Genomic DNA, 22,720 nt, shown 5'->3' on the forward strand with positions numbered 1-22,720 from the left:
GACCTGTTGCGAAGAGATGACCGCCATGTCCCGGCGCGGCCTGCTCGGCCGCGCACTCACCGCCGGCGCCGCGGGCGCCCTCGCGGGCCTGGCCGGCGAGGGCCTGTCCACCCGGCTGGCCTTCGCCGACGCCGGCACCCCGCCCGGCGACGTGCTCGTCGTCGTGTCGCTGCGCGGCGGCTTCGACGGCCTCACCGCGATCGCCCCGATCGGCGACCCCGCCTACTACGCGGCGCGGCCCACCATCGCGCTGCCCAAGGCCCAGGCCATCGCCGGCGACGGCATGTTCGGGCTGCACCCGGCGCTGGCGCCGCTGCTGCCGCTGTGGCAGGGCGGGCAGCTCGCCGCCGTGCACGCCGTCGGCCAGGCGAACCCCAGCCGCTCGCACTTCGCCGCCATGGAGGAGATGGAGCGCGCCGCCGCCGGCACGTCCGTGCGCACCGGCTGGCTCGACCGGCTGCTCACCGCCACCGGCGCCACCGACCCGCTGTCCGGCGCCTCCGTCGGCTCCGCCATGCCGGGCCGCCTGCTCGCCGGGCCCGCCCCCGACATCGCCCTGCCGTCCGTCGACGGGTTCACCCTCGCCGGCGAGAGCAGCAAGCGGAAGATGGCCGCCGCCCTGCGCGGCCTCTACGCCGACGCCCCCGAGCCGCTCGCGGCGGTGGCCCGCTCCGCCGACGCCGCGCTCGCCGGGACCGGCGCCCTGCGCGCCGCCGGGTACACCCCCGCCAACGGCGCCGTCTACCCCGCCACCCCGCTCGGCGGCGCCCTCAAGGACGTCGCCCGGCTCATCAAGGGCGGCGTCGGCCTGCGCGCCGCCGCCGTGGACTCCGGCGACTGGGACATGCACGAGGGCCTCGGCACCGCCGTCAAGGGCCAGCGCATGTTCGACAACCTGACCGCCACGGCCACCGCCCTCGCCGCGTTCGCCGCCGACCTCGGCGCCGACGGCATGAAGAGCGTCACCGTCGTCACCGTCAGCGAGTTCGGCCGCCGGGTCGCCGAGAACGGCTCCAAGGGCGTCGACCACGGGTACGGCAACGCCATGCTGCTGCTCGGCGGCGGCCTGCGCGGCGGCAAGGTGTACGGGACGTGGCCCGGCCTCGCCCCGGACCGGCTGGTGGCCGGCGACCTGGCCGCCACCACCGACTACCGCGCCGTGATCGGCGAGATCCTGCAGCAGCGGTGCGGCGTCGGCGCGCTCACCGACGTGTTCCCCGGCGTCACGCCCACCTCGTTCGGGCTCGCCGCGGCCCGCTGACGCGCCGCGCGGCCCGGCCGCCGCCGCCGGGCCGTACGCTCGGCGGTGATGGACGCCGCCCACCGCCCCGACACCCGCCCCGACTCCGGCCACACCGTCTTCGCGACGGGCGACCACGCCGGTTACGTGACGCTGCGCCGCGCCGGGCGCCCCCGCCGCGAGCGCTACGAGATGGGCCGCGCGCTGCGCGACGCCACCCCGCGGACGTCGCTCGCCGACTGGTCGCCGCCGGCCGGGCGGGCCGACCCGGTCGAGCTGATCCGCTCGGCCCACGCCGGCCGCGTCGACTGGCTCATCCCGGTGCGCATCGCCCGGATGGCGGCGTCGCCGTACGCGTTCCTGCGCGGCTCGGCCAACATCATGGCCGCCGACTTCGCGGCGCTGCCGTACACCGGCATCACGCCGATCATCTGCGGCGACGCCCACCTGGGCAACTTCGGCTTCTACGCGTCCCCGGAGCGGCAGCTCGTCTTCGACCTCAACGACTTCGACGAGGCGCACCCCGGCCCGTGGGAGTGGGACCTGCGGCGGCTGGTGGTCAGCGTGTGGGTGGCCGGCCGGCAGAACGGGTCGGCCGAGAAGGACTGCGCCAACGCCGTGCAGGAGTGCGTGTCGTCGTACCGGGTGCAGCTCGCCACGCTCAGCGAGCAGCCGCTGCTGGCCCGCTCGTTCGACCGGCTCGACGTCGAGGGCATGCGCAGCGCGGCCGAGAGCGCCAAGCTGCGCGCCGAGATCGGCCGGGCCGAGCGGCGCGCCCGCCGGCGCACCAGCGACCGGGCGCTGCCCCGGTTCACCGAGCAGCACGACGGCCGGCTGCGCATCGTGCAGGAGCCGCCGCTGATCACCCGGCCGCAGCCGCACGACGCCGAGCGGCTGGCCGAGGCGCTCGACTCCTACCTGCGCACGCTGCCGCCGCACTGGGCGCGCATCCTCGGCGGCTACACGCTGGTCGACGTGGCGCACAAGGTCGTCGGCGTGGGCTCGGTCGGGCTGCGCGCCTACGTGGCGCTGCTCGAAGGTTCCAGCGCCGACGACGTGCTGTTCCTGCAGCTCAAGCAGGCCCGCCGGTCGGTGGTCGCGCCGTTCCAGCACGGCGACCAGGCCCGGCACTCGCACCAGGGCCAGCGGGTGGTGGAGTACCAGCAGGCGCTGCAGACCGTCAGCGACCCGCTGCTGGGCTGGACCGCCGTCGGCGAGACGCAGTACTACGTGCGCCAGTTCCGCGACATGAAGGGCGCCATCACCGTCGAGGGCATCTCCGCCGACGCGCTGGCCGACTACGCCGGGATCTGCGGCTCGCTGCTGGCCAAGAGCCACGCCCGGACCAGCGGTGCGTCGATGATCGCCGGGTACGTAGGCTCGGGCGACAAGCTGGACGAGGCGCTGTGCCGGTTCGCCCGGTCCTACGCGGATCAGGTGGAGTCGGACCACGCGGCGCTGCTGCGGGCGGTCGACGCCGGCGTCCTGCCCTGCGACCGGGAGCATGCGTACTGATGGGACGGCACACGATCGACCTCGGCGACCCCGGCCTGGTGGCCTTCTGGGCCGAGCGGCACCTCTGCTCGCTGACCACGTTGCGCGCCGACGGCACCCCGCATGTCGTCGCGGTCGGGGCGACCCTCGACCCGGAGGCCGGCCTGGCCCGGGTCATCACCTCCGGCGAGTCGTGGAAGGCGCGGCACGTCGCCGCCGCCGGGCCGCAGGGCGCGCCGGTGGCGATCTGCCAGGTCGACGGGCGGCGCTGGGCCACCGTGGAGGGCCTGGCCGTGGTGCGCGCCGAGCCGGAGGCGGTCGCCGAGGCCGAGCGCCGGTACGCCGAGCGCTACCGGGTGCCGCGCCCCAACCCGCGCCGCGTCGTCATCGAGGTGCGCGTGACCCGGGTGATCGGGTCGATGACGCTGGTCACTGATAGCTGATCAGCTCGGGCACCGGCTTGAACCGCAGCACGTCGGCCGGGCCGTAGCGGCGCACGTCCTCGTCGTAGAACAGCTTGTAGCCCAGGTGGAACTGCTGCGGGCGGCGCAGCCGCGCGTACGTGGCGTCCTTCTCGGCGCGGGTGCCGAAGCCGTCGACGTGCTGCACCATGGCCAGCCCCGGCCGCTCGGTGATCTTCGCGACGTCGGGCAGCATCGACGCCCGGAACTGGTGCAGCACGAACAGCTTCTCCGGCAGGTCGTGCTCGGCCACCAGCCCGGCCAGGTACGCCGAGACCCGGTTGACCTCGGCGGCGCGCACCGAGCCGATGGTGCGGCCGGGCACCGCGCCCTTCGCCATCCGCCACTCCGGGTCGAGCGCGAGGCCGACGTGCGGCTGCACGAGGAAGCGTTCGAGCGCCTTGGCCTGCGGCAGGAAGTCGCCGCGGCCGGGCTGCAGGTCGAGGATCACCAGCAGCTTGTGCCGGCGGGCGGCGTCGACGTAGCGCTGGATCTGGTCCATGGGGATCATCTGGCTGTAGTCGCCGTCGCCGCCCGGTTTCGCCTGCGCGACGCTGGCGATCAGCTCGAACGCGGGCTGCACGGTGCGGTCGCCCTTGAACTTCGCGGACGCGGCGCGCAGGCGGGGCACGATCCGGTCGGGCGACGCCTCGCCGAGCACGCCGAGGGCGGCGTTGCCGGCGGTGCCGTAGTAGGCGACCACGCGGTAGCGGGGGAAGATCTGCCGCCCGCCGAGCGGCAGCTCGGCCGGCCTGGCGGTGCTCTCCGGCGCGGGCGCAGCGCTCGCCGGCGGCGGTGCGGCGGACGGCGCAGCAGCAGACGGTGGAGCAGCCGACGCGGCGACCGGGGACGGTTCCGGGCCGGCGTCGCAGCCGGCGGCGAGCAGGGCCGCGACGGCGGCGAGAGCGAGCGCGGGGCGGAGGGGGCGCACCGGGTGACTCCTCGTCGTGCGGGGGCACGGACCGGGTCAGGTTACGCGCACCGGGCGGATCTGAGTACGCGCACCCTGTCGGCGCCGCCGCCGGGCGACGAGGCTGGCGGTCATGCAGCGTGCCGCCGTCCTCGCCGACGCCACCCCCGACACCCGGGACCGCTACGTCGACCTGCTCCGGGTGCTGTCGCTCGCCGTGGTCGTCGGCGGCCACTGGCTGATGATCTCGATCCTGCCCGGCCAGCGCGTCGGCAACCTGCTGGCGATCGTGCCGGCCACCCAGGCCGCGACCTGGCTGTTGCAGGTGATGCCGCTGTTCTTCCTGGTCGGCGGGTTCTCGCACGCCACCGCGTGGCGGTCGGTGCGCCGGCGCGGCGGCGGGTACGCCGACTTCGCCCGGTCCCGCGCCGACCGGCTGCTGCGGCCGACCGCGGTGTTCGCAGGCGTGTGGCTGGCCGCGGCGGCGTGGCTGGAGCTGGCCGGCCACGACGAGGGGCTGGTCCGCACGGCCGCCCGCACGGTGGCGCAGCCGCTGTGGTTCCTCGGCGTCTACCTGGGGCTGGTGGCGCTGGCCCCGGCGCTGTGGCGGCTGCACGAGCGGCTCGGCCGGCGGGCGTGGGCGGTGCCCGCCGCGCTGGGCGCCGCGGCGCTGGCCGTCGACGTGCTGCGGTTCGCGGGCGGGTACGGCGCGGCGGCGTACCTGAACGTGGCGTTCGTCTGGGTGGCCGTGCACCAGCTCGGCTTCTTCTGGGGCTCGGCGGGGCTGCGCCGGGCGGCGGGCCCGCTGGCGCTCGGCGGCCTGGCCGCGGTGGCCGCGCTGACGGTGCTGGGCCCGTACCCGGTGTCGATGGTGGGGGTGCCCGGCGCCCCGGTGTCGAACATGTCCCCGCCGACGTTCGCCCTGTACTGCCACGCGCTGTGGCTGGTCGGCGTGGCGGTGCTGGCGGGTCCGGCCGCGCGGCGGCTGCTGGCGCGGCGGCGGGTGTGGCGGGCGGTGGTGGCGGCCAACGGGGCGGCGATGACGGCGTTCCTGTGGCATCTGAGCGCGCTGGTGCTGCTGCTGACGGTGGTGCTGGCGCTGCACGCCGACCTGCCGGCCCCCGGCACCGGGGCGTGGTGGCTGTCGCGGCCGCTGTGGCTGGGCGCGCTGGCGCTGATCACGGCGGGCCTGGTGGCGCTGTTCGGCGGCGCCGACCGGCCGCGGGTGCGGCCGCTGCGCGGCGGCGGCACGGCGGTGGCCGCCGCCGGCATGGCGCTGTGCACCGCCGGGGTGCTGGGGCTGTCGGCCGTCGGGTTCGCCGGGGTGCTGGCCGGGCGCACCGCCACCCTGGTCGTGGTGCCGGTCACGGCGGCCGGGTCGGTGGCGGTGCTGGCGGTGGGCTGGGCGCTGCTGGCCGTCCGGCCCGGGTGGCGCGGGTGGCGCCGACATCACTCAGGTGACCGGCGCGCCTGCCGACCTACCGGACGTGGGTAGGGAGAACCGCGCGTGGCGCTGGTGGGCCGCCGCGGGTGTCGCGGCGATCGCCGGCTACCCGTTGCTCCCGGCCGAGTCGACCGCGAGCACCACCTACTACAACGTCCTCGTGCTGGCCTGCGTGCTGGCGATCGGCGTCGCCGCGCCCCGCCGCGCCGCGCCCGGCACCCGCGCCGTCTGGTACCTGATCGGCGCCGGGCAGCTCGCCTGGGCGGGCGGCGACCTGCTGTTCTCCTGGTACGAGGCGCAGGGGCTGGACCCGTTCCCCTCCCCCGCGGACGTCGTCTACCTGGCCGGCTACCCGCTGCTGGGGGCCGGCATCCTGCTGCTGGTGCGGCGGCGCACCCGCGGAGGCGACCGCGGCGGGCTCATCGACGCCGCGATCGTGTCCACCGGCGTCAGCCTGCTCGCCTGGGTCTACGTGATCATGCCGATGACGCAGGAGAGCGGCGTGCCGGCGCTGCAGAAGGGGATCTCGCTGGCGTACCCGGGCGGCGACCTCGTCCTCATCGTGCTGCTCATCCGGCTGTACACCTCGCGCGGCGCCCGGACCGTCAGCTACTGGCTGATGTCGTTCGCGGTGGTCGCGGTGCTCGGCGCGGACGCCATCTTCACCGGCCTGATCACCACCGACTCCGGCGTGTTCAACCTCGTCGCCGAGATGCTGTGGATGAGCTCGTACTTCGGCTTCGCCGCCGCGGCGTGGCACGGCTCGGCGGCGCGGACGGCCGCGGCGACGCGGCAGGCGACCGGGCTGCGGACCACGCCCGGCGTGCGCCCCGGCCGGCTGACCGTGCTGGCGCTCGCCTCCCTGCTGGCGCCCGCGGTGCTGTTCCAGCAGGGGCTGACCGACCCCACCCGCATCGACTGGCTGCCCATCGCCGCCGGCGCGATGGTCCTGTTCATCCTGGTGGTGCTGCGGATGCGCGGGCTCGTCATGCACGTGCAGCGCCAGGCCGCGCAGCTGGCCGCCATCGCCAACCGCGACGGCCTGACCGGCGCCCCGAACCGCCGCGCCTGGGACACCGGCATCGCCGCCGCGCTCGCCCACGCGCGGCGCCGCGACGAGCCGGTCGTGGTGGCGCTGCTCGACCTCGACCACTTCAAGCAGTACAACGACCGGCACGGCCACCTGGCCGGCGACCGGCTGCTGCGCGAGGCCGCCGACGCGTGGGCCGGCCGGCTGCGCACCCAGGACCTCATCGCCCGCTACGGCGGCGAGGAGTTCGCGGTGCTGCTGCCCGGGGCCCTGCTCGGCGAGGCCACCGAGATCATGGAGCGGCTGCGCGGCGCCACCCCGGGCGGGCAGACGTTCTCGGCGGGGCTGGCGCTGTGGGACGGCGCGGAGACCGCCGAGGCGCTCGTCGCCCGCGCCGACACCGCCCTGTACGCGGCCAAGCGGGCGGGACGTGACCGGATCACGCCGGCCACGACGCCGGTCGCCGTGCCCGCGTCACTCGCCGCCTGAGGCCGGACGGCGGTACGTTTCGGGCGTGGACGACACCGACGCCCCGGGCGGGCCCGAGCTGTTGCCCGGCCACGAGGTCGCCCTCGGCGGCCCGCGCGGCATGACCGTGCGCCGCACCCTGCCCGACCGCGGCCGGCGGATGGTGGGGGCGTGGTGCTTCCTCGACGCGTACGGGCCGCAGCCGATCGCCCCCGGCGCGCCGGGCATGCGCATCGGGCCGCACCCGCACATCGGCCTGCAGACGGTCAGCTGGCTGCTGCGCGGCGAGATCCTGCACCGCGACAGCGTCGGCAGCCTGCGCCAGGTCGAGCCCGGCCAGCTCAACCTCATGACGGCCGGGCGGGGCATCGCGCACTCCGAGGAGACCCCGGCGGCGCACTCGGGCGTGCTGCACGGGGTGCAGCTGTGGGTGGCGCTGCCCGACGGCGCCCGGCACACCGACCCGGCGTTCGCCCACCACCCCGACCTGCCCGTCCTCGCCGCGGACGGGCTCAGCACCACCGTGATCATGGGCGAGCTGGACGGCGCCGCGTCGCCCGCCGCCACTCACAGCCCCCTGGTCGGCGCCGAGCTGCGGCTGACCGCCGGGGGCGCCGGCACCCTGCCGCTGCGGCCCGGCTTCGAGTACGCCCTGCTGGTCGTGGACGGCCCGGGCGCCCGCGTCGACGGCCACGAGCTGACCGCCGGGCCGCTGCTCTACCTCGGCGCCGGGCGCACGGCGCTGCGGGTGGCCGCCGACGGCCCGGCGACCCTGGTGCTGATCGGCGGCGAGCCGTTCGACGAGCGGATCGTCATGTGGTGGAACTTCGTCGGCCGCGACCACGACGAGATCGTCGCCGCCCGCGCGGACTGGGCGGCGGGCGCCCGGTTCGGCGCGGTGCACGGCTACGCCGGGCCGCCGCTGCCCGCCCCGGCCATGCCCGCCACCCGGCTCGCTCCCCGCGGCCGCGTCCGCGACCTGCCGCCGTGGTCCTGACCTGCGCACATGATCTATGCCGGAGCGTCGATCCGGCTTGACCGGCCGGGCCCGAGCGCGGATCGTCGGAAGGGAGCGGCGTGCGCCCGGCACGCCCCGGCCGGCCGGAGGGAGCGGGTCATGACGCTGGGCCGAGCCGCGCTGTTCCTGCTCATCGTGACGGCGCCCACGCTCATCGGCGCCGCGTTCCTCACCGCGCCGCGCTGGCTCGCCGCCCTGGCCGGCCGGCTGCCCGACCGGCGCGAGCCGCGCGGCCCGCAGCCGCTCGGCCGGCCCATCGAGCAGCTCGCCGCCGACCTGCGCCGGCTCGTCCGGCTGCACGGCCAGCTCGCCGGCACCGCCCACCTCGGCACCCGGGCGCAGCGCATGTGGGCCGTCGAGGCGGCCATCGGCGCGCGGGCGATCGAGGCCGCCGACGCCCTCGGCGTGCCGCACCCCGTACCCCCGCCCGACGGGCGCCTCAGCCGCGACGAGCTCGGCGCCCTGCTGCGGGCCCTGGCCGCGGCGGGCCTGGTCCTGCCCGCGGCGGCGGACACCCTCTAGACGCGGCGGCGGCCGGCCACCCCGCGGGGATGACCGGCCGCCGTGCGGTACGGGCCTAGAAGTCGTCCGGCGTGCTCATCCGCTCGCGGATCCAGGCACCGGCCGGCTTGAGCCGGGAGGTGCCGGAGAACGCGCCGGCCGCGCAGGTGCCCTGCGTGAACACGGCACCCGAGCGCTGGTCGTCGGAGTAGTTCCAGTTGACCCAGCTGACCTTGTTGTCCCTCATCAGGTCCAGGTACTTCTGCGACTGGGCGAAGTTGTTCTCCTCGTCGCCGCTGGCCTTCTGCGTGCCGAACTCGGTGACGAACACCGGCAGGTTCGCGATCGCGTTGCGGAAGGTGTTCAGGTAGTAGTCGTCGTGGCTGGCGGCGTAGAAGTGGAACACGTACATGATGTTGGACGCGTTGACCGGGTTCGCCTTGATGCGCTCGACGCCCTTGTTCTCGCCCGACGCGCCGAACGACGACCAGTCCTCCGTGCCGACCAGCACCACGCCGTCGGAGTCCTGCGCCCGGATCACCGGGATGATCTGGTCGGCGTACGACTTGATCGAGTTCCAGTTCACGCCGCTGGGCTCGTTGGCGATCTCGTAGATGATGTTGTTCTTGTTCTTGTGCCGCGAGGCGATCTCGGTGAAGAACGTCTTCGCCCGGGCCAGGTTGAAGTTCGGGTCACCCGGGGTCAGCATGTGCCAGTCGACGATCGCGTACATGCCGCGGGCGGTGGCCTTCTCGATGTAGTCGTGCACCTTCGCGGTGAACCCGGCCGGGTCGGTCTCGTAGCCGCCCTCCTGGATGTACATCGAGATGCGCAGCACGTCGGCGCGCCACTCGTTCGCCAGCACGTTGAGCGACGCGTCGGTGACGCAGCCCGCGTACCACTGGATGCCGTGCGTGCTCATGCCGCGCAGCTGGATCGCCTTGCCCTGCGCGTTGCACAGCTGCCGGCCGCAGACGCGCAGCTGGCCGTTCCGCGACACCGGCGTGCCGGTCGGCGGGCTGGTGGTGACCGGCGGGGTCGTCGGCGGGCGCGTGGTCGGCGCGGTCGTCGGTTTCGTCGTCGGCGGGGTCGTCGGCGCGGTGGTCGTGGGCGCGGTCGTCGGGCCGCTGCCGCCGGAGCAGCTCACCCCGTTGAGCTTGCACCCGGACGGCGTGCCCGAGCCGCTGCCCAGGAAGCCGAACTTCACCGACGCGCCCGGCGCGATCGTGCCGTTGTAGTTGCGGTTGGTGAAGGTGAAGTGCTGGCCGCTGGACGTGAGCAGCGCGTCCCAGTACGAGCCGACCGAGCTGCCGGACGGCAGGTCGAACTCGACCTGCCAGGACGTGAGGGCGGACGTGCCGCCGTTGGTGATGGTGTACTCGCCCTGCCAGCCGGACCCCCAGTCGCTCACCTTGCTGAAGGTGGCGGTGGTGGCCGCGGCGGAGGCCGGGCTGACGACGTAGAGGGCCGTGCCGGCGGCGGCAACCGCGACGGCCACGGACAGTATCAGGGAACGGGAGCGGCGCATGACGTCCTCCACAGAGACATCGACGGTCGGGTAATTATTAAGACCACTTACGACCGATGTCCAGATCTTGCCGGTGTCTATTTGACAAGACTCTTTTCGGTAGCCTTAGCTGCGGTTTAAGTGTCACCGACCGGCAGCCCCGGCCCACCCGCGGTATCCATCGCCGTCGAGATCCCGGCGCAGGGTGACCGGCCGGTGTTACGCGCCCGTTGCGGCTACCCACCGTGAGAAACGGTTCCGGAACCGGGCGGCGGCATGCGGCTTTCGGGACTGTCGGTCCCCATCTGTCCTCGTCCGATGGCGGGAACGGCCCGCTCAGGTGTGGCGGACGCCCCAATCGCGCGGCTAGCCTTCCAACCCCCACGCGGAAACGGCGGCATGACGTAACTGACGGTTGACGACACGCGACGAGGGTGATGCGACGGTGCAGCTCCACGGTGTGCGTTCCTTAAGCGCACGCGTCCCCGCGCCCGCGTACACGGCGGGGGCGCGGTGAGCCCCCGGCGGGACGGCTGGGAGCCGGACGACCGCACCGCCGACGGCCTCGCCGGACCCGCCCCCCGCTGGGCGCCCGCCGACATCGACCTCACCAGCACCGTCACCGGCCCGCCCGACGAGCTCGCCGCCCGCCGCGACCGCCGCCGCGCCGCCCGCGGCGGCTGGGACCGCCCCGCCGGCGACCCCGCCGCCGACTACGCCGCCGGAGTGCGCCGCACCTGGGCCCTGCCGCCCGAATCGCTGCCCTCCCCCGACGACGACTACGACGACGACGGCCTCGACGAGGACGCCTACTGGCCGATGGACCCGCCGGGCGCCTACGACGAACCCCGCGCCGGCCGCTACGACCGCGCCGACGACCACCGCGGCGCCTGGGACGACAGCGGCTACGACGAGCTCGGCTTCGACGAGCAGATGTACGGCGACGACTACGAGGACTGGAGCGACGTCCACGCCGCCGTCGACTCCCGCTGGGGCGCCCGCGACCCCGACCCGGAACGCCGCCGCCGGCGCAACCCGCCGCCCGCCGGCCGCGCCCGCGTCCCCAGCCTGCCCGTCACCGGCCGCGCCCAGGTGCCGCGGCTGCGCCCCGTCCCGCCCCCGGCCGCCCGCGGCCGGCACGCCCGCGACCGCGACGCCGAGTACGCCGACGCCCGCGACCTGCACGACCTGCGCGACCTGCGGAACCTGCGCGACGCCCGGTCCGCCGACCCCGCGTACGACCCGCTCACCGGCGACCTGCCCTACGACCTGCCTGCCGACGACGACGTCGCGTACCGGCCGCCCGCCGCCTACCGGGACCCGCTCGACGACGTCTACCCGTACCGCGACGAACCCGCCGACCTCGACACGCGCTACGACCGCGACGCCGACTCCCCGGCCCGCTGGGTCCGCGACGACGAACGCCCTGCGCCTGTCCTGCCCGCGCCGGTCTCGCCCGTGCCGCCGCCCAGTCCCGCCGCGGCCAAGCCCGCCGCGGCCGAGCCCACGGTCGTGCCGCGCGTCGTCGCCAGTGAGGGCCCGGTGAAGCCCAAGGTGGTCGCCGTCGAGGACGCCGCCCCGGCCCCGAGGGTCAAGGACGGCGCCGCCCCGGCCGCCGGGCTGCGCGTCACCGCCACCCCCACGACGCCCCCGGTGCCCAAGGTCATCGCGTCGCACACCCCGCAGGTCGCCCGGGTCATCGCCCAGTCGCCGACCGGCCCGCCGCGCAAGCCGGTCGTGGCGCCACCCCCGCCCCGCCCGGCGCCCGGCGCGCCGGCCGTGCCCGCGGCGCGGGTCTCCGCGCCCGCACCGGCCGCACCGGTCGCGCCGGCCTCGGCCCCTCCGGCCACGGCTGCGCCGGTTCCGACCTCGCCGGCGCCCGCCGGGCCCGGCACCCACCCGGTCTCGCCCGCGGCGGGTGGGCCCGGCACCTTCCCCGTCTCGCCCGCGGCGGGTGGGACCTACCCGGTCTCGCCCGCGGCGGGTGGGACCTACCCGGTCTCGCCCGCGGCGGCCGCGCCGGTCTCGGACTCGCCGACCGCCCCGGTGTCTCCGTCGCCGGTCTCCCCCGCGCCGGTCTCACCCGCGGTGACCGGCGAGGCGTTCGAGCAGCACGGCCCCGCCGCCCGTGTCCCGCTCACCCCCGGGGCGCGGCCGGCCTCCGGCGGCCCCGCGGCCCCGCCACAGGCCCCGGCCGCCTTCGCCGGCACTCCCCCGGGCGGCGCCCGGGTCGAGGAGCGGCCCGCCGCGTTCGCCCCGCGCCCGGCGGGCGCCGCCGTGCCGGCGCCGCGCGGGCCGCTGACGCCCGAGGACTGGGCCGCGGGGGTGGCCGGCACGTCGTGGGCGGCCGCCGCCCCGCAGACCGCGCGTGAGGCGGTCCGGACCCGGGACGACATCCGCGAGGAGCCGAGCAAACTGCGCGGCGGTAACGCGCCCGCGTTCGCCCCGCGCATCCCGGGGCAGGCGGCCGGCCCGGGCGCGGCGACCCTGCCCACCCCACCGGCCCCCGCGCCGGTGCCGGTGTCACCCGCCGTCGCCCCGCCCGCCGAGCCCGCCGAGCCCGCCGAGCCCGCACCGGCCGCAACCGTGGCCGCACCCGAGGCCGCAACCGTGGCCGCACCCGAGGCCGCACCCGAGGCCGCACCCGAGGCCGCGCCAGCCGCATCCGTGGCCGCACCCCTGGCCGCGCCTGTGGCCGCGCCCGTGGCCGACGGCGACGAGGTTCCCGCTGGGCTCGGGGCGGCGCTTGCGGCCGACGGGGCCGTGCCCGCGCCGCGGCCCGTCGACGACCGGCCGGAGACGGCGGGCACGGGCGACGGCTGGTTCACCACGAAGACCGAGCCCGCCCCCGACAAGGCCGAACCCGAGGCGGCAGCGCCCGAGCCGGAGCCCGAGCCGGTGAAGCCGCCCGCGCCGGATCCGGCCGAGATCGTCGGGGACATCCGGTGGCGGCTCGACGTGTCCACGCTGCGCGAGGTCGTCGACGACCAGGAGCACCTGCGGGAGGTCGCGGAGCGGCTCGCCGTGCCGCTGACCGCCGCCCACGACAACATGACCCGGGCGCGGGTGCTGTGCCTGCGGGCCGAGGTGTGCCGGTTGCTCGGCGACGTCGACCGGGCGGCCGCGGCGGCCCGGCTGGCGCTGGCGCACGGGGAGGCCGGCGGGGAGCCGCAGGCCGTGGCGCTGGCGCAGGCGGAGCTGGCCCAGGTGCTGCGGCTGCGCGGGGAGTTCGCGGAGGCGGACGCGCTGTTCGACGCGATCGTCACGGCCGACGTGCCGGACACGGTGCGTAGCGTGGCGCACGAGAACGCGGGCCGGTGCTGCGTCGATCAGGGGCGTTACCTGGAGGCGTTCGACCACTTCGGGCGGGCGATGCGGCTGGCGGACCCCGAGGATCTGGACCTGGTGGGGCGGCTCGAGGTGTGCCTGGACGCCGTGTACATCCGGGTGCTGCGGGACGGGTGGGGCCCGTCGCCGCGGCTCAGCTCCGAGATCCACGCGGACGCGGCCCGCGCGGCGGGATGACGGCGGGGCGACCGGACCCCGCGCTCAGCGGGCGTGGTCGCTGACCGGGCCGCGGGCGGCCGGGCGGGCGCAGGCGTAGCGGTTGCGGCCGTGCACCTTCGCCTCGTAGAGGGCGGCGTCGGAGGCGGCGACGAGGCCGTCGACGGTGTCGGCGTTGTCCGGCAGCACCGCGATGCCGATGCTGAGCGTGGGCGCGCCGCCGGGGACGTCGGTGGCGGCGGCGACGCGGGCGGCCAGGGCCTCGGCGACGCGGGTGGCGCCGCGCATGTCGGAGCGCAGCAGCACCACGAACTCGTCGCCGCCGAGGCGGGCGGCGACGTCGGTCTCGCGGACGACCTCGCGCATCGCCCGGGACACCGACTGCAGGGCCTGGTCGCCGACGGCGTGTCCCCACGTGTCGTTGATGGTCTTGAAGTTGTCGAGGTCGACGGTGAGCAGCGCGATGGGGCCGCCGTGGCGGCGGGCCCAGGCGGCGTGCTGGGCGAGGTCGCGGTCGAACGAGCGGCGGTTGGGCAGGCCGGTCAGCGGGTCGGCCAGGGCCTGCGACTCCAGCACCTCGAACAGCTGGTCGCGGCGTTCGCGCAGGAAGACGATGATGACCGCGGACATGGCCAGCGTGGTCATGAGGCCGACGACGTCGGCGGCCGCCTTGGCGGGCGTGAGGATCACGAAGGTGACGACGCACTCGGCGACGAGCACCGCGACCAGCACGATGTACACGTAGAGGCGGCGCAGGAAGGTGGCCGCGTACAGCACCGGCCACAGGAAGAACAGCTGGCCGGTGACGCCGGCGTCCTTGGTGACGAGATCCATCCACATGATCGCGGCGGCGGCGCCGACCGGGATGGCCACCCAGAACCACTCGGGCAGCCGGTCGGGCATCCGCCAGCAGGCGAACGCGGCGGCGCCGAGCAGGGCGTTGAGGACGACGACGTTGACGGCGGCGGCGACGCCCGTGCCGAGGAACTCCGGCACCAGCAGCAGCGACACGATGATGAACGGGATGGCCGCCAGGCAGAGGTACGCGACCGCGCGGGAGGCTGCGTGGCGGTCGCGCGGATGCATCGCGGTCCTCTTCATCACACCCGTCGTTCGTCGCCCGCACCGGTCACCTGAGCAGTGGTTTCACAGCGAGGCTACCCGTCGGACGGCGCCCTGACCGGCAGTCCGGCGGACTCGGCCGGACGGCCGATTTATCACGGGCGGTGAACTGCCTGCGCTCACGGAACGTAATCCAGGTCACGTTGCACCGCCGACGAGGAGGTACCCGGGACATGTTGCGTGCCGATGCGTTGACGGTGGTGCACCACGACGACACCATCAGCCAGTTCGAGGACGTCTCGTACGCGCTGGACCGGGCCGGGCTGCGGATCGTGACCGCGACCGGGGACGAGAAGGCCTTCCCGGTGCACGACGTGCTGCAGACGTTCGCGCGGCTGGCCCACCGGCTGCCGGCCGTAGCGTAACGGGGGCCGGCAGCGCCCGGCCCCGGCCGCCTGCGGGCGGCCGGGGCGGGCGGCGCCGCCGGTCAGGTGCCGGGACGGCGCCCGAACACCTTGACGGTGGAGCCGATCTTGCCCAGGTCGTAGTACGCCTTGGCGTCGGCGGGCAGCAGGTTGACGCAGCCGTGCGAGCCGCGCCACCCGTCGTGCAGGTAGGTGGTCGTCTGGTGGAAGCCGATGCCCCGCACGAAGCGCTGCCAGTACGGCATCCACACCTCGTAGGGGTTCGACCACTCCTTGATGGTCCGCTTGTTGATCTTGTACGTGCCGGTCGGCGTCCGGTAGCCCTTCATGCCGGTGCGGGTGACCGTCGGCTTGAGGTGCACCTTGCCGTTGCGCATCACGAACGTGGTCTGGTGCGTCAGGTCGACGCAGAACGTGGTGCCCTTCTTGGGCGCCTTGCACGCCGCGGTGCTGGTGCTCGCCAGCCGCTTCGCCACGTCGTTGGTGGTGGGCCCGGCGCGGCCCTGGACGGGCTTGATGCCGTAGCGCGTCTGGAACTTCTTGATGGCGGCGCAGTCCGCGGCGGACTGCTTGCCGTCGACGGTGACCTTGCCGAACCCGCCGAGCTTCTTCAGGTTGGCCTCGACGGCCTTCTGGTACTCGCCCTTCGGGCACGCGGCGGCGAACGCCGTGCCCGGCGCGACCACGACCGCGCCGAGGCCCGCCCCCATCACGGCAGCCGCCGCGGTGGCGGCGAGCCGTCTCGAAACACCCACTCGATCCTCCCCAGAACGATGTGGGCACATCGAAGCACGCCGCGGCCTCCGGCGGGGTCGGCGACCCGACCGTGGCACGGTTACGGGAGTCGGGCGGCCTCGACGAGCACGAGCCGCTCGGGGAACAGCATCGGCGCCTGCAGCCCGGCCGCGGCCAGGGCGGCGCCGGGCAGCGTGACGCCCTCGGCCCACCAGCGCAGCGGCGTCATGCCGGGCCCGTCGACGCGGTCGCCCGGCGGCAGCGGGGCCACCCGGTAGCGGGCGGCCGGGTCGAGCCCGGGCAGCCGCACCCGGCCGGGCGGAGCGTGCACGCCGGTGGCGAGCTGCACGAGCGCGTACACCGCGCGGGAGCGGTCGGCGGCGACGACGCCGTGCACCTGCAGCGCCGGGTCCGGGTGGTCGGCGCGCACCACCGTGCCGGTGTGCAGCAGCGCGCGCAGCTCCTTGTACGCGGCCACCCACTCGGTGAGCCGGGCCAGCTCGGCCGCGGAGGCCGTGGTCAGGTCCCACTCGATGCCGAAGTGGCCGAACAGGGCGGTGCCGGCCCGCAGGTCGAGCGGGTGGGTGCGCCGGGTGGTGTGCGCGACGGGCGACCCGACGTGCGCGCCGAGCAGCTCGGGCGGCAGCAGCAGGGTGGTCCAGCGCTGGATCTGCTGGCGTTCCAGGGCGTCGATGGAGTCGCTGGCCCAGACCCGGTCGGCGCGCTCCAGCACGCCCAGGTCGACGCGGCCGCCGCCGGAGCTGCACGACTCGATCTCCAGGCGCGGGTGGCGGCGGCGCACCTCGTCCATGAGGGCGTACACGGCCAGGGTCTGCCGGTGCACGCCGGCGCCGCCGGTGACGGCGGTGCCCGCCTCGACGAGGTCGCGGTTGTGGTCCCACTTCAGGAAGCCGATGTCGTACTCGGTGAGCAGGGCGTCGAGCCGGTCGAGCAGGTGCGCGAAGGCGGCGGGGTGGCCGAGGTCGAGCACCTGCTGGTGGCGCGACGCGGGCGGCAGCCGGCCGCCGGTGCCGAGGATCCACTCCGGGTGCGCCCGGGCCAGGCCGGAGTCCAGGTTGATCATCTCGGGCTCGACCCACAGGCCGAACTCCAGCCCGAGGCCGCGCACGTGCCGCACCAGCGGGTGCAGGCCGTCGGGCCAGACGGTCTCGTCGACATGCCAGTCGCCGAGCCCGGCGGTGTCGTCGCGGCGGCCGCGGAACCAGCCGTCGTCCAGCACGAAGCGCTCGGCGCCGACGGCGGCGGCCGCGTCGGCCAGCGCGGCCAGCGTGTCGAGACGCTGGTCGAAGTAGACGGCCTCCCAGGTGTTCATGGTGACCGGCCGGGGACGCCGCGGGTGGTGCGGGCGCTCGCGCAGGTGCCGGTGGAACCGCCCGGACAGCTCGTCGAGGCCGGCGCCGTGGGAGCCGTACACCCACGGGGTCGCGTACGCCTCGCCCGTGGCCAGCCGCACCTCGCCGGGCAGCAGCAGCTCACCGCCGGCCAGCAGCGCCACCCCGCCGGGGGTGCGCTCGGCGAGGGTGCGGTGGTTGCCGCTGAACGCGACGTGCAGGCCCCACACCTCGCCGGACCGGAAGCCGAACCCTGCCTCGCCGGCGACCAGCACCAGGGTGGCGTCGGTGCCGGTGCGCCCGCGGCGGTTCTCCCGGGTCCAGGTGCCGGCCCGGAACGCCGCCCGCTGCGGGCTGCGCTCGCGCAGGTGCCGGCCGGTCAGGTCGAGCAGCTCGGCGGCCGTGCCGCCGACCGGCAGCGCCAGGGTGACCGCCTCGACGGTGTACGCGCCCGCGCCGGTGTTGGTCAGCGTCGCCCGCTGGCGCACCAGCCCCGCCGGGGTCAGCTCGACCTCGACGACCAGGCCCAGCGCGGCGGCGTCGTCGGCGGCGGTGACGACGAGCCGGCCCGGCTGCCCGGCGTCGACGCCGGACACCACGAACCTCGTGGAGAAGTCGGCGCCGTCGCGGTGCCCGGCCACGCCCGGCGTGCCCAGCCAGCCCGCCGACTGCTCGGGCAGCACGCTGACGGGCACGACGGCGTCCATCGTGTTCGAGGCGACCTGCGGTTCGGCCGCCGCGACCAGGTCCGCCAGCGCGGTGCGGTCCAGCTCGCCCAGGTCGGCGCCCCAGTGCGCCACCCGTGGCAGGCCGTCGCCGGTGGCGTCCAGGACCAGGCTCACCCCGGCGGCACGCAGGTGGTGCACGGTGGGCGCCACGGCGCTCACTCCTCCGCCAGCCACGCGAAGCCCAGGCCGGGCAGGTGGGCCCGGCCGTGCTCGACGCGCAGCGGGCCGTCGCTGGACAGGGCGGTCTCCAGCCAGCCGAACCGGGCGAACGGGGCCAGGCCGACGCTCTGGTCCTGTTCGGACAGGTTGGCCAGGCACAGGAAGTCGCCGCTGCGCGGGTGCCGCCGCCAGAACGCGAACACGTGCGGGTTGTCGGTGTCCAGGGCGGCGCTCGCCCCGCCGGACGCCAGCGCGGGCAGCGCCCGGCGGGCTCGCGCCAGCCGGGCGAACCAGCCGAACAGCCGTCCCTCGACGGTGTCCGGGTCGTGCCGGCGCTCCGCCGCCGCCCAGTCCATCACCGGCCGGTGCATCCAGCGGTTGTCGTCGGCGCGGCGCGGGTCGTCGCGGTACGACAGGTCGTTGGCCATGCCCAGCTCGTCGCCCATGTACAGCAGCGGGATGCCGCCGTAGGCGTAGACGACCGCGTACAGCAGCACCAGCCGGCGCACGGCGGTGGCCGGGTCGGCGGCGATGCCGGCCAGCGACGCGGCCGAGCCGGAGATCCGGGCGTCGCCGGTGACCTCGTTCTCCTGGAACAGCGCGCCGTCGGCGAAGCTGCCGGGGAACCGTCCGCTGTAGAAGTCGTTGAGGAACCGGCGGTGGGTGAAGCCGTCCCAGCCGACGGCGGCGGCGTCGACGTCGCTGACCGCCCACCCGATGTCGTCGTGGCCGCGCAGGTAGGTGCACCACGCCGTGGTGGGCGGGATCGGCCGCAGCCGCTGCAGGGACCGGGTCATCAGGCGCGCGTCGCGGGTGGCCAGGCCGCTCCACAGCATCACCATGAGCTGGTTGTGGTAGGCCAGCTCGCACTCGGGCCGGTAGCGCTCGTGCGCGCCGAGGTAGCCGACCAGCTCGTCGGGCGCCACGATCGCCTCGGCCTTGAACAGCACGCCCGGGGCGGCCACAGCGGTGAGCGCCTTGAGCGCCTGCACCAGCAGGTGCACCTCGGGCTGGTTCATGCAGTCGGTGCCGAGCCGCTTCCACATGAACGGCACGGCGTCCATCCGGAACACGTCGACGCCCCGGTTCGCCAGCCACAGCACCGTGTCGGCCATGGCGGCGAAGACGTTCGGGTTGGTCCAGTTCAGGTCCCACTGGTACGACCAGAACGTGGTGAGCACCCAGCCGCCGGCCCCGCCGTTGGCCTCGTCGTACCAGGTGAACGCGCCCGGCGCCCGGTCCGGGAAGACCTCCATGATGGTGCGCTCGTAGGCGTCGGGGACCTCGCGGTCGGGGTGGGCGGTGTAGAAGTCGGCGTACGCCGGGTCGCCGGCGAGCCAGCGGCGCGCCCACGGGTGCTCCATCGCGGTGTGGTTGAGCACCAGGTCGACGCAGAGGCTCATGTCGCGGGCGTGCAGCTCGCCGGCCACGTCCTCCAGGTCGGCCATGGTCCCCAGGTGCGGCTCGACGGCCCGGTAGTCCTGCACGGCGTAGCCGCCGTCGTTCTCCCCCGGGCGGGCCCGCAGCAGCGGCATCAGGTGCAGGTAGCGCACGCCCAGCTCGCCGAGGTAGTCCAGGCGCGCCGGCAGCTCGCGCAGGGTGCCGCAGAACCGGTCGACGTAGGCGACGTAGCCGACCATCGACGGGTGCTGGAACCAGTGCGGGTCGATCTCGCGGCGGCGGTCCAGCTCGCGCAGCGGGTCGGGGCGCTGCCGGGCGGCCTTCAGGGCCAGCCGGACCAGGCGTTCGAGCAGGGCGCCGACGTCGTGCCCGGCGCCGTACAGCTCCCGCAGGGGCGGCTCGATGTCCACGGCCCGCACGGCGAGCCGGTCGAGGAACGCGCGCCCCTCGGCGCGGCCCAGCGCCGACTCCGCCTCGGCCGCGAGGCGGGCGCCCAGGGCGTCGAGCATCGGAGTCCTCCGAACGCCGGGGTGGACGACAGGCGCTCAATGTAACCGCGATCTCCACGCTCAGCACGCGACGGCGGGCCGCCGTCACCCCGCCGGGCGGGCGGCGGGCGGGCCGGCCACGGAGGCGCGCCGGATCACCGGGCAGGGCAGCCGGGTGGTGCCGGGCGCGCCGTCCGGCGCGGCGAGCAGCAGCCGCCGCACCGCCCGCGCGCCCATCTCGCGGAACGGCAGGTGCACGGTGGACAGCGCCGGGCGCAGCTCGGCGGACAGGCCGCTGCCGTCGTCGAAGGCGACCACCGACACGTCGTCCGGCACCCGCAGCCCGGCCGCGGCGATCGCCAGGTAGGCGCCGGTGGCGACCCGCTCGGACCCGCACAGCAGCGCGGTCGGCGGGGACCCGCAGGCGAGCAGCCGGGCGGCGCGCCGGTGACCGGAGTCGACCCGGTCGGGCCCGGCGACGACGAGGCCGGGGTCGCCCGGCAGGCCGGCGGCGGCCAGGGCGGCGCGGTGGCCGGCCAGCCGCTCCCGGGTGGGCCAGCCGTGCGGCCCGCCGCACAGCACGGCGATGCGCCGGTGCCCGGCCGCGAGCAGCAGCGCGGTGGCGGACCGCCCGGCGGCGTGCTCGTCGGCCAGCACGGCGGGCGCGCCCGGCTCGGCGGGCGGGGGCACGTTGACCAGCACCGCGGGCACCGGCCCGCCGGCCGGCAGGTCCCCGCCGGCGTCGCCCCCGACCGCGACGAGCAGCGCGTCGACCTGGCGGTCGAGCAGGTCCTCGACGGTGCCGCGCAGGCCCCGGCCGCCGGGGTCGCAGGCCAGCACCAGCCGGCTGCCCAGCTCGGCGGCCGCGTCGTGGGCGCCGGCGACGGTGCGCGCCACGGCCGGGTCGGTGTCGAGGGCGCCGGTGACCACGCCGATGGTGTGCGAGCGGCGGGTGCGCAGCCCCCGGGCGGCGCGGTTCGGCCGGTAGCCGAGCTGGCGGACGGCGTCGAGGACCCGGTCGCGGGTCTCGTCGCTGATCTCGCCGACCCGGCCGTTGATGACGAACGAGACGGCCGTGGGCGACACGCCCGCCAGGCGGCCGACGTCGGCCATGGTGGGGCGTGGCTTTCGGGCGTCGCGTCGGCTCCTCGCCGCGGGCATGGGGTGACGATACGCCCGGAACGGATCTCGAGATGCGGTGCGCGGGCTCGTCCTCAAGACTGTGCGTAACAAACCTGAAACGCGGGCTTGACAGGCACCGGGCCGGGGCGCAGCTTGTGTGATAGGAGTAACTAAATCGACACAGGCTGTCTACCGAGCCGACCAGGTCCTGCTTACCAGCGCAGGTCAGAGCCTTAATCGACCGACATCTACCAAACCCTAGACCGGATTCCCCGCCACCCCCCGGCGGCGGCGCCTCATGCCCCGAGGACGTGGCGGGAGACCAGAAACAGGAGCCGGTATGCACACCCGGAAGGTTCTGAAGTCCGTCGCGGCGGCCTCCGCCGTGCTGTTGCTCAGCACCGCGTGCCTCGAGGAGGGCGGGGGCGACAGCGGCGGCGGCAGCGGCAACACCGGTAACGGCGACACCACCGTCGAGATCGTCTTCGGCTTCGGCGGCGACCAGTCCAAGGCGTTCCAGGCCTCGCTCGGCCAGTGGGCGTCGCAGAACGGCGTGACGATCAAGTACACCGAGGCGTCGCAGTCGTTCGACACCCTCATCCGCAGCCGGGTCGCCGGCAACAACCTGCCCGACATCGCGTTCTTCCCGCAGCCCGGCGTCATGATGGACATCGCCAAGACCGGCAAGCTGCAGGACCTCAGCACGATCGTCGACGTCAACGCGCTCAAGTCGACGCTGGTGCCGGGCGAGCTGGACGCCGGCACCTCGGCCGACGGCAAGATCTACGGCACGCCGATGTCGATGAACGTCAAGAGCCTCGTGTGGTACCCCAAGAAGGCCTTCGAGGCCAAGGGGTGGAAGGAACCCACCACCACCGAGGAGCTCATCGCCCTCACCAACACGATCAAGGCCAGCGGCACCGCGCCCTGGTGCGTCGGCATCGAGGCCGGTCCCGCCACCGGCTGGCCGGTGACCGACTGGATCGAGGACTACGTCCTGCGCATCGGCGGGCCCGAGAAGTACGACCAGTGGGTCAAGCACGAGATCCCGTTCAACGACCCGGTGGTCAAGCAGGCGGCGCAGACCTTCGAGCAGCTCACCCTTACCGAGGGCAACACGTTCGGCGGGCGCTCCTCGATGATCAGCAACGCGTTCAGCACCGCCGCCAACCCCATGTTCGACAACCCGCCGAAGTGCTTCCTGCACCGGCAGGGCAACTTCATCACGCAGAAGGGCTTCTTCCCGGACCGCATCCGGGAGAGCCTCGACTCCGAGGTGGGCGTGTTCCTGCTGCCCGGCACGACGGCGGCCGACAAGCCGGTCCTCGGCGGCGGCGACCTCGCGGCGGCGTTCAGCAACGACGACGCGACCAAGAAGGTCATGTCCTTCGTGACGAGCCCGCAGTTCAACGGCGGCACGAAGGAAGGCAGCTACATCTCGCCGCACAAGACGTTCGACGCGTCGCAGTACCCGGACGAGACCACGCGCAAGGTCGCGCAGCTCGCGTACCAGGCCACGGTCTTCCGCTTCGACGGTTCCGACCAGATGCCCGGCGCGGTCGGCGCCGGCAGCTTCTGGAAGGACTCCGTCGCGTGGATCGGCGGCCAGAAGGACGTCGACAAGGCGCTCAACGACATCGAGTCGAGCTGGCCGAAGTAAGGCGCTGACCC

General features: G+C 75.3%; 17 protein-coding genes. 10 read left to right on the forward strand and 7 right to left on the reverse strand.

Annotation, left to right across the window (positions count from 1 at the left end):
- Nucleotides 1-25 precede the first annotated feature (25 nt).
- The 3 genes from Sya03_RS20835 to Sya03_RS20845 are packed head-to-tail and all read left to right on the forward strand — an operon-like array spanning nt 26 to nt 3,177.
- Nucleotides 26-1,261 carry a DUF1501 domain-containing protein gene (locus Sya03_RS20835; protein WP_203940017.1) on the forward strand — a complete coding sequence of 412 codons (1,236 nt, stop codon included), beginning with the start codon at nt 26-28 and terminating at the stop codon, nt 1,259-1,261.
- A gap of 48 nt (nt 1,262-1,309) precedes the next feature.
- Nucleotides 1,310-2,755: a DUF2252 domain-containing protein gene (locus Sya03_RS20840; protein ID WP_203940018.1), complete on the forward strand. Its 1,446-nt coding sequence runs from the start codon at nt 1,310-1,312 to the stop codon at nt 2,753-2,755.
- Nucleotides 2,755-3,177 carry a TIGR03618 family F420-dependent PPOX class oxidoreductase gene (locus tag Sya03_RS20845; protein ID WP_203940019.1) on the forward strand — a complete coding sequence of 141 codons (423 nt, stop codon included), beginning with the start codon at nt 2,755-2,757 and terminating at the stop codon, nt 3,175-3,177. Before Sya03_RS20840 ends, Sya03_RS20845 begins: the two co-directional genes overlap by 1 nt.
- On the opposite strand, the gene Sya03_RS20850 is transcribed toward Sya03_RS20845, so the two are convergent.
- Complete coding sequence (locus tag Sya03_RS20850; RefSeq protein WP_203940020.1) at nt 3,164-4,126, reverse strand: hypothetical protein; 963 nt, start codon at nt 4,124-4,126, stop codon at nt 3,164-3,166. The two genes, Sya03_RS20845 and Sya03_RS20850, sit on opposite strands and share 14 nt — an antisense overlap.
- Nucleotides 4,127-4,238: 112 nt before the next feature.
- Between Sya03_RS20850 and Sya03_RS20855 the strand changes: the two genes are divergently transcribed.
- The 4 genes from Sya03_RS20855 to Sya03_RS20870 all read left to right on the forward strand — a co-directional run bounded on the left by Sya03_RS20855 (nt 4,239) and on the right by Sya03_RS20870 (nt 8,587).
- Nucleotides 4,239-5,600 (forward strand): acyltransferase family protein, encoded by a 1,362-nt coding sequence (locus tag Sya03_RS20855; protein ID WP_203940021.1) that lies wholly within the window; start codon nt 4,239-4,241, stop codon nt 5,598-5,600.
- A complete protein-coding gene (locus tag Sya03_RS20860; protein ID WP_203940022.1) occupies nt 5,593-7,068 on the forward strand; it encodes a GGDEF domain-containing protein in 1,476 nt (491 codons plus the stop codon). Before Sya03_RS20855 ends, Sya03_RS20860 begins: the two co-directional genes overlap by 8 nt.
- A 25-nt stretch (nt 7,069-7,093) precedes the next feature.
- Nucleotides 7,094-8,044: a pirin family protein gene (locus Sya03_RS20865; RefSeq protein WP_239107720.1), complete on the forward strand. Its 951-nt coding sequence runs from the start codon at nt 7,094-7,096 to the stop codon at nt 8,042-8,044.
- A 120-nt stretch (nt 8,045-8,164) separates the two neighbouring features.
- Nucleotides 8,165-8,587, forward strand: coding sequence for a hypothetical protein (locus Sya03_RS20870; protein WP_203940023.1), 423 nt, complete (start codon nt 8,165-8,167; stop codon nt 8,585-8,587).
- Between the two features lie 55 nt (nt 8,588-8,642).
- Here the strand turns inward: Sya03_RS20870 and Sya03_RS20875 are convergent, their stop codons facing one another.
- Nucleotides 8,643-10,094: a cellulase family glycosylhydrolase gene (locus tag Sya03_RS20875; RefSeq protein ID WP_203940024.1), complete on the reverse strand. Its 1,452-nt coding sequence runs from the start codon at nt 10,092-10,094 to the stop codon at nt 8,643-8,645.
- Nucleotides 10,095-10,586: 492 nt separating this feature from the next.
- On the opposite strand from Sya03_RS20875, the gene Sya03_RS20880 reads away from it, so the two are divergent.
- A complete protein-coding gene (locus tag Sya03_RS20880; protein WP_203940025.1) occupies nt 10,587-13,598 on the forward strand; it encodes a hypothetical protein in 3,012 nt (1,003 codons plus the stop codon).
- Nucleotides 13,599-13,622: 24 nt separating this feature from the next.
- Here the strand turns inward: Sya03_RS20880 and Sya03_RS20885 are convergent, their stop codons facing one another.
- Nucleotides 13,623-14,663, reverse strand: coding sequence for a GGDEF domain-containing protein (locus Sya03_RS20885; RefSeq protein WP_203940026.1), 1,041 nt, complete (start codon nt 14,661-14,663; stop codon nt 13,623-13,625).
- A 209-nt stretch (nt 14,664-14,872) separates the two neighbouring features.
- Here Sya03_RS20885 and Sya03_RS20890 point away from each other — a divergent pair, with 209 nt between their 5' ends.
- Nucleotides 14,873-15,064 (forward strand): hypothetical protein, encoded by a 192-nt coding sequence (locus Sya03_RS20890; RefSeq protein ID WP_203940027.1) that lies wholly within the window; start codon nt 14,873-14,875, stop codon nt 15,062-15,064.
- A 62-nt stretch (nt 15,065-15,126) separates the two neighbouring features.
- Here the strand turns inward: Sya03_RS20890 and Sya03_RS20895 are convergent, their stop codons facing one another.
- From Sya03_RS20895 to Sya03_RS20910, 4 genes are all read right to left on the reverse strand, one after another.
- A complete protein-coding gene (locus Sya03_RS20895) occupies nt 15,127-15,774 on the reverse strand; it encodes a L,D-transpeptidase family protein (protein WP_239107726.1) in 648 nt (215 codons plus the stop codon).
- 125 nt (nt 15,775-15,899) lie between these two features.
- Nucleotides 15,900-18,029, reverse strand: coding sequence for an alpha-galactosidase (locus Sya03_RS20900; RefSeq protein WP_203940029.1), 2,130 nt, complete (start codon nt 18,027-18,029; stop codon nt 15,900-15,902).
- A gap of 5 nt (nt 18,030-18,034) precedes the next feature.
- Entirely contained in the window at nt 18,035-19,948 is a 1,914-nt protein-coding gene (locus Sya03_RS20905) for an alpha-amylase family glycosyl hydrolase (protein ID WP_203940030.1), read from the reverse strand.
- Nucleotides 19,949-20,032: 84 nt separating this feature from the next.
- The gene (locus Sya03_RS20910; protein WP_203940031.1) at nt 20,033-21,040 is read right to left on the reverse strand and encodes a LacI family DNA-binding transcriptional regulator; all 1,008 of its coding nucleotides are present in this window, start codon (nt 21,038-21,040) and stop codon (nt 20,033-20,035) included.
- Nucleotides 21,041-21,389: 349 nt separating this feature from the next.
- Between Sya03_RS20910 and Sya03_RS20915 the strand changes: the two genes are divergently transcribed.
- The gene (locus tag Sya03_RS20915) at nt 21,390-22,709 is read left to right on the forward strand and encodes an ABC transporter substrate-binding protein (protein WP_203940032.1); all 1,320 of its coding nucleotides are present in this window, start codon (nt 21,390-21,392) and stop codon (nt 22,707-22,709) included.
- The last annotated feature ends 11 nt before the right edge of the window (nt 22,710-22,720 follow it).

The organism is Spirilliplanes yamanashiensis (genome assembly GCF_016863475.1).
In the GTDB taxonomy this organism is placed as follows: domain Bacteria; phylum Actinomycetota; class Actinomycetes; order Mycobacteriales; family Micromonosporaceae; genus Spirilliplanes; species Spirilliplanes yamanashiensis.

Coding starts and splice junctions, on each gene's coding strand:
- Sya03_RS20905 (WP_203940030.1), bottom strand. CDS start 19,948: ATGCTCGACGCCCTGGGCGCCCGCCTCGCGGCCGAGGCGGAGTCGGCG.
- Sya03_RS20895 (WP_239107726.1), bottom strand. CDS start 15,774: ATGGGGGCGGGCCTCGGCGCGGTCGTGGTCGCGCCGGGCACGGCGTTC.
- Sya03_RS20870 (WP_203940023.1), top strand. CDS start 8,165: ATGACGCTGGGCCGAGCCGCGCTGTTCCTGCTCATCGTGACGGCGCCC.
- Sya03_RS20915 (WP_203940032.1), top strand. CDS start 21,390: ATGCACACCCGGAAGGTTCTGAAGTCCGTCGCGGCGGCCTCCGCCGTG.
- Sya03_RS20875 (WP_203940024.1), bottom strand. CDS start 10,094: ATGCGCCGCTCCCGTTCCCTGATACTGTCCGTGGCCGTCGCGGTTGCC.
- Sya03_RS20840 (WP_203940018.1), top strand. CDS start 1,310: ATGGACGCCGCCCACCGCCCCGACACCCGCCCCGACTCCGGCCACACC.
- Sya03_RS20855 (WP_203940021.1), top strand. CDS start 4,239: ATGCAGCGTGCCGCCGTCCTCGCCGACGCCACCCCCGACACCCGGGAC.
- Sya03_RS20910 (WP_203940031.1), bottom strand. CDS start 21,040: ATGGCCGACGTCGGCCGCCTGGCGGGCGTGTCGCCCACGGCCGTCTCG.
- Sya03_RS20885 (WP_203940026.1), bottom strand. CDS start 14,663: ATGCATCCGCGCGACCGCCACGCAGCCTCCCGCGCGGTCGCGTACCTC.
- Sya03_RS20890 (WP_203940027.1), top strand. CDS start 14,873: ATGTTGCGTGCCGATGCGTTGACGGTGGTGCACCACGACGACACCATC.
- Sya03_RS20845 (WP_203940019.1), top strand. CDS start 2,755: ATGGGACGGCACACGATCGACCTCGGCGACCCCGGCCTGGTGGCCTTC.
- Sya03_RS20835 (WP_203940017.1), top strand. CDS start 26: ATGTCCCGGCGCGGCCTGCTCGGCCGCGCACTCACCGCCGGCGCCGCG.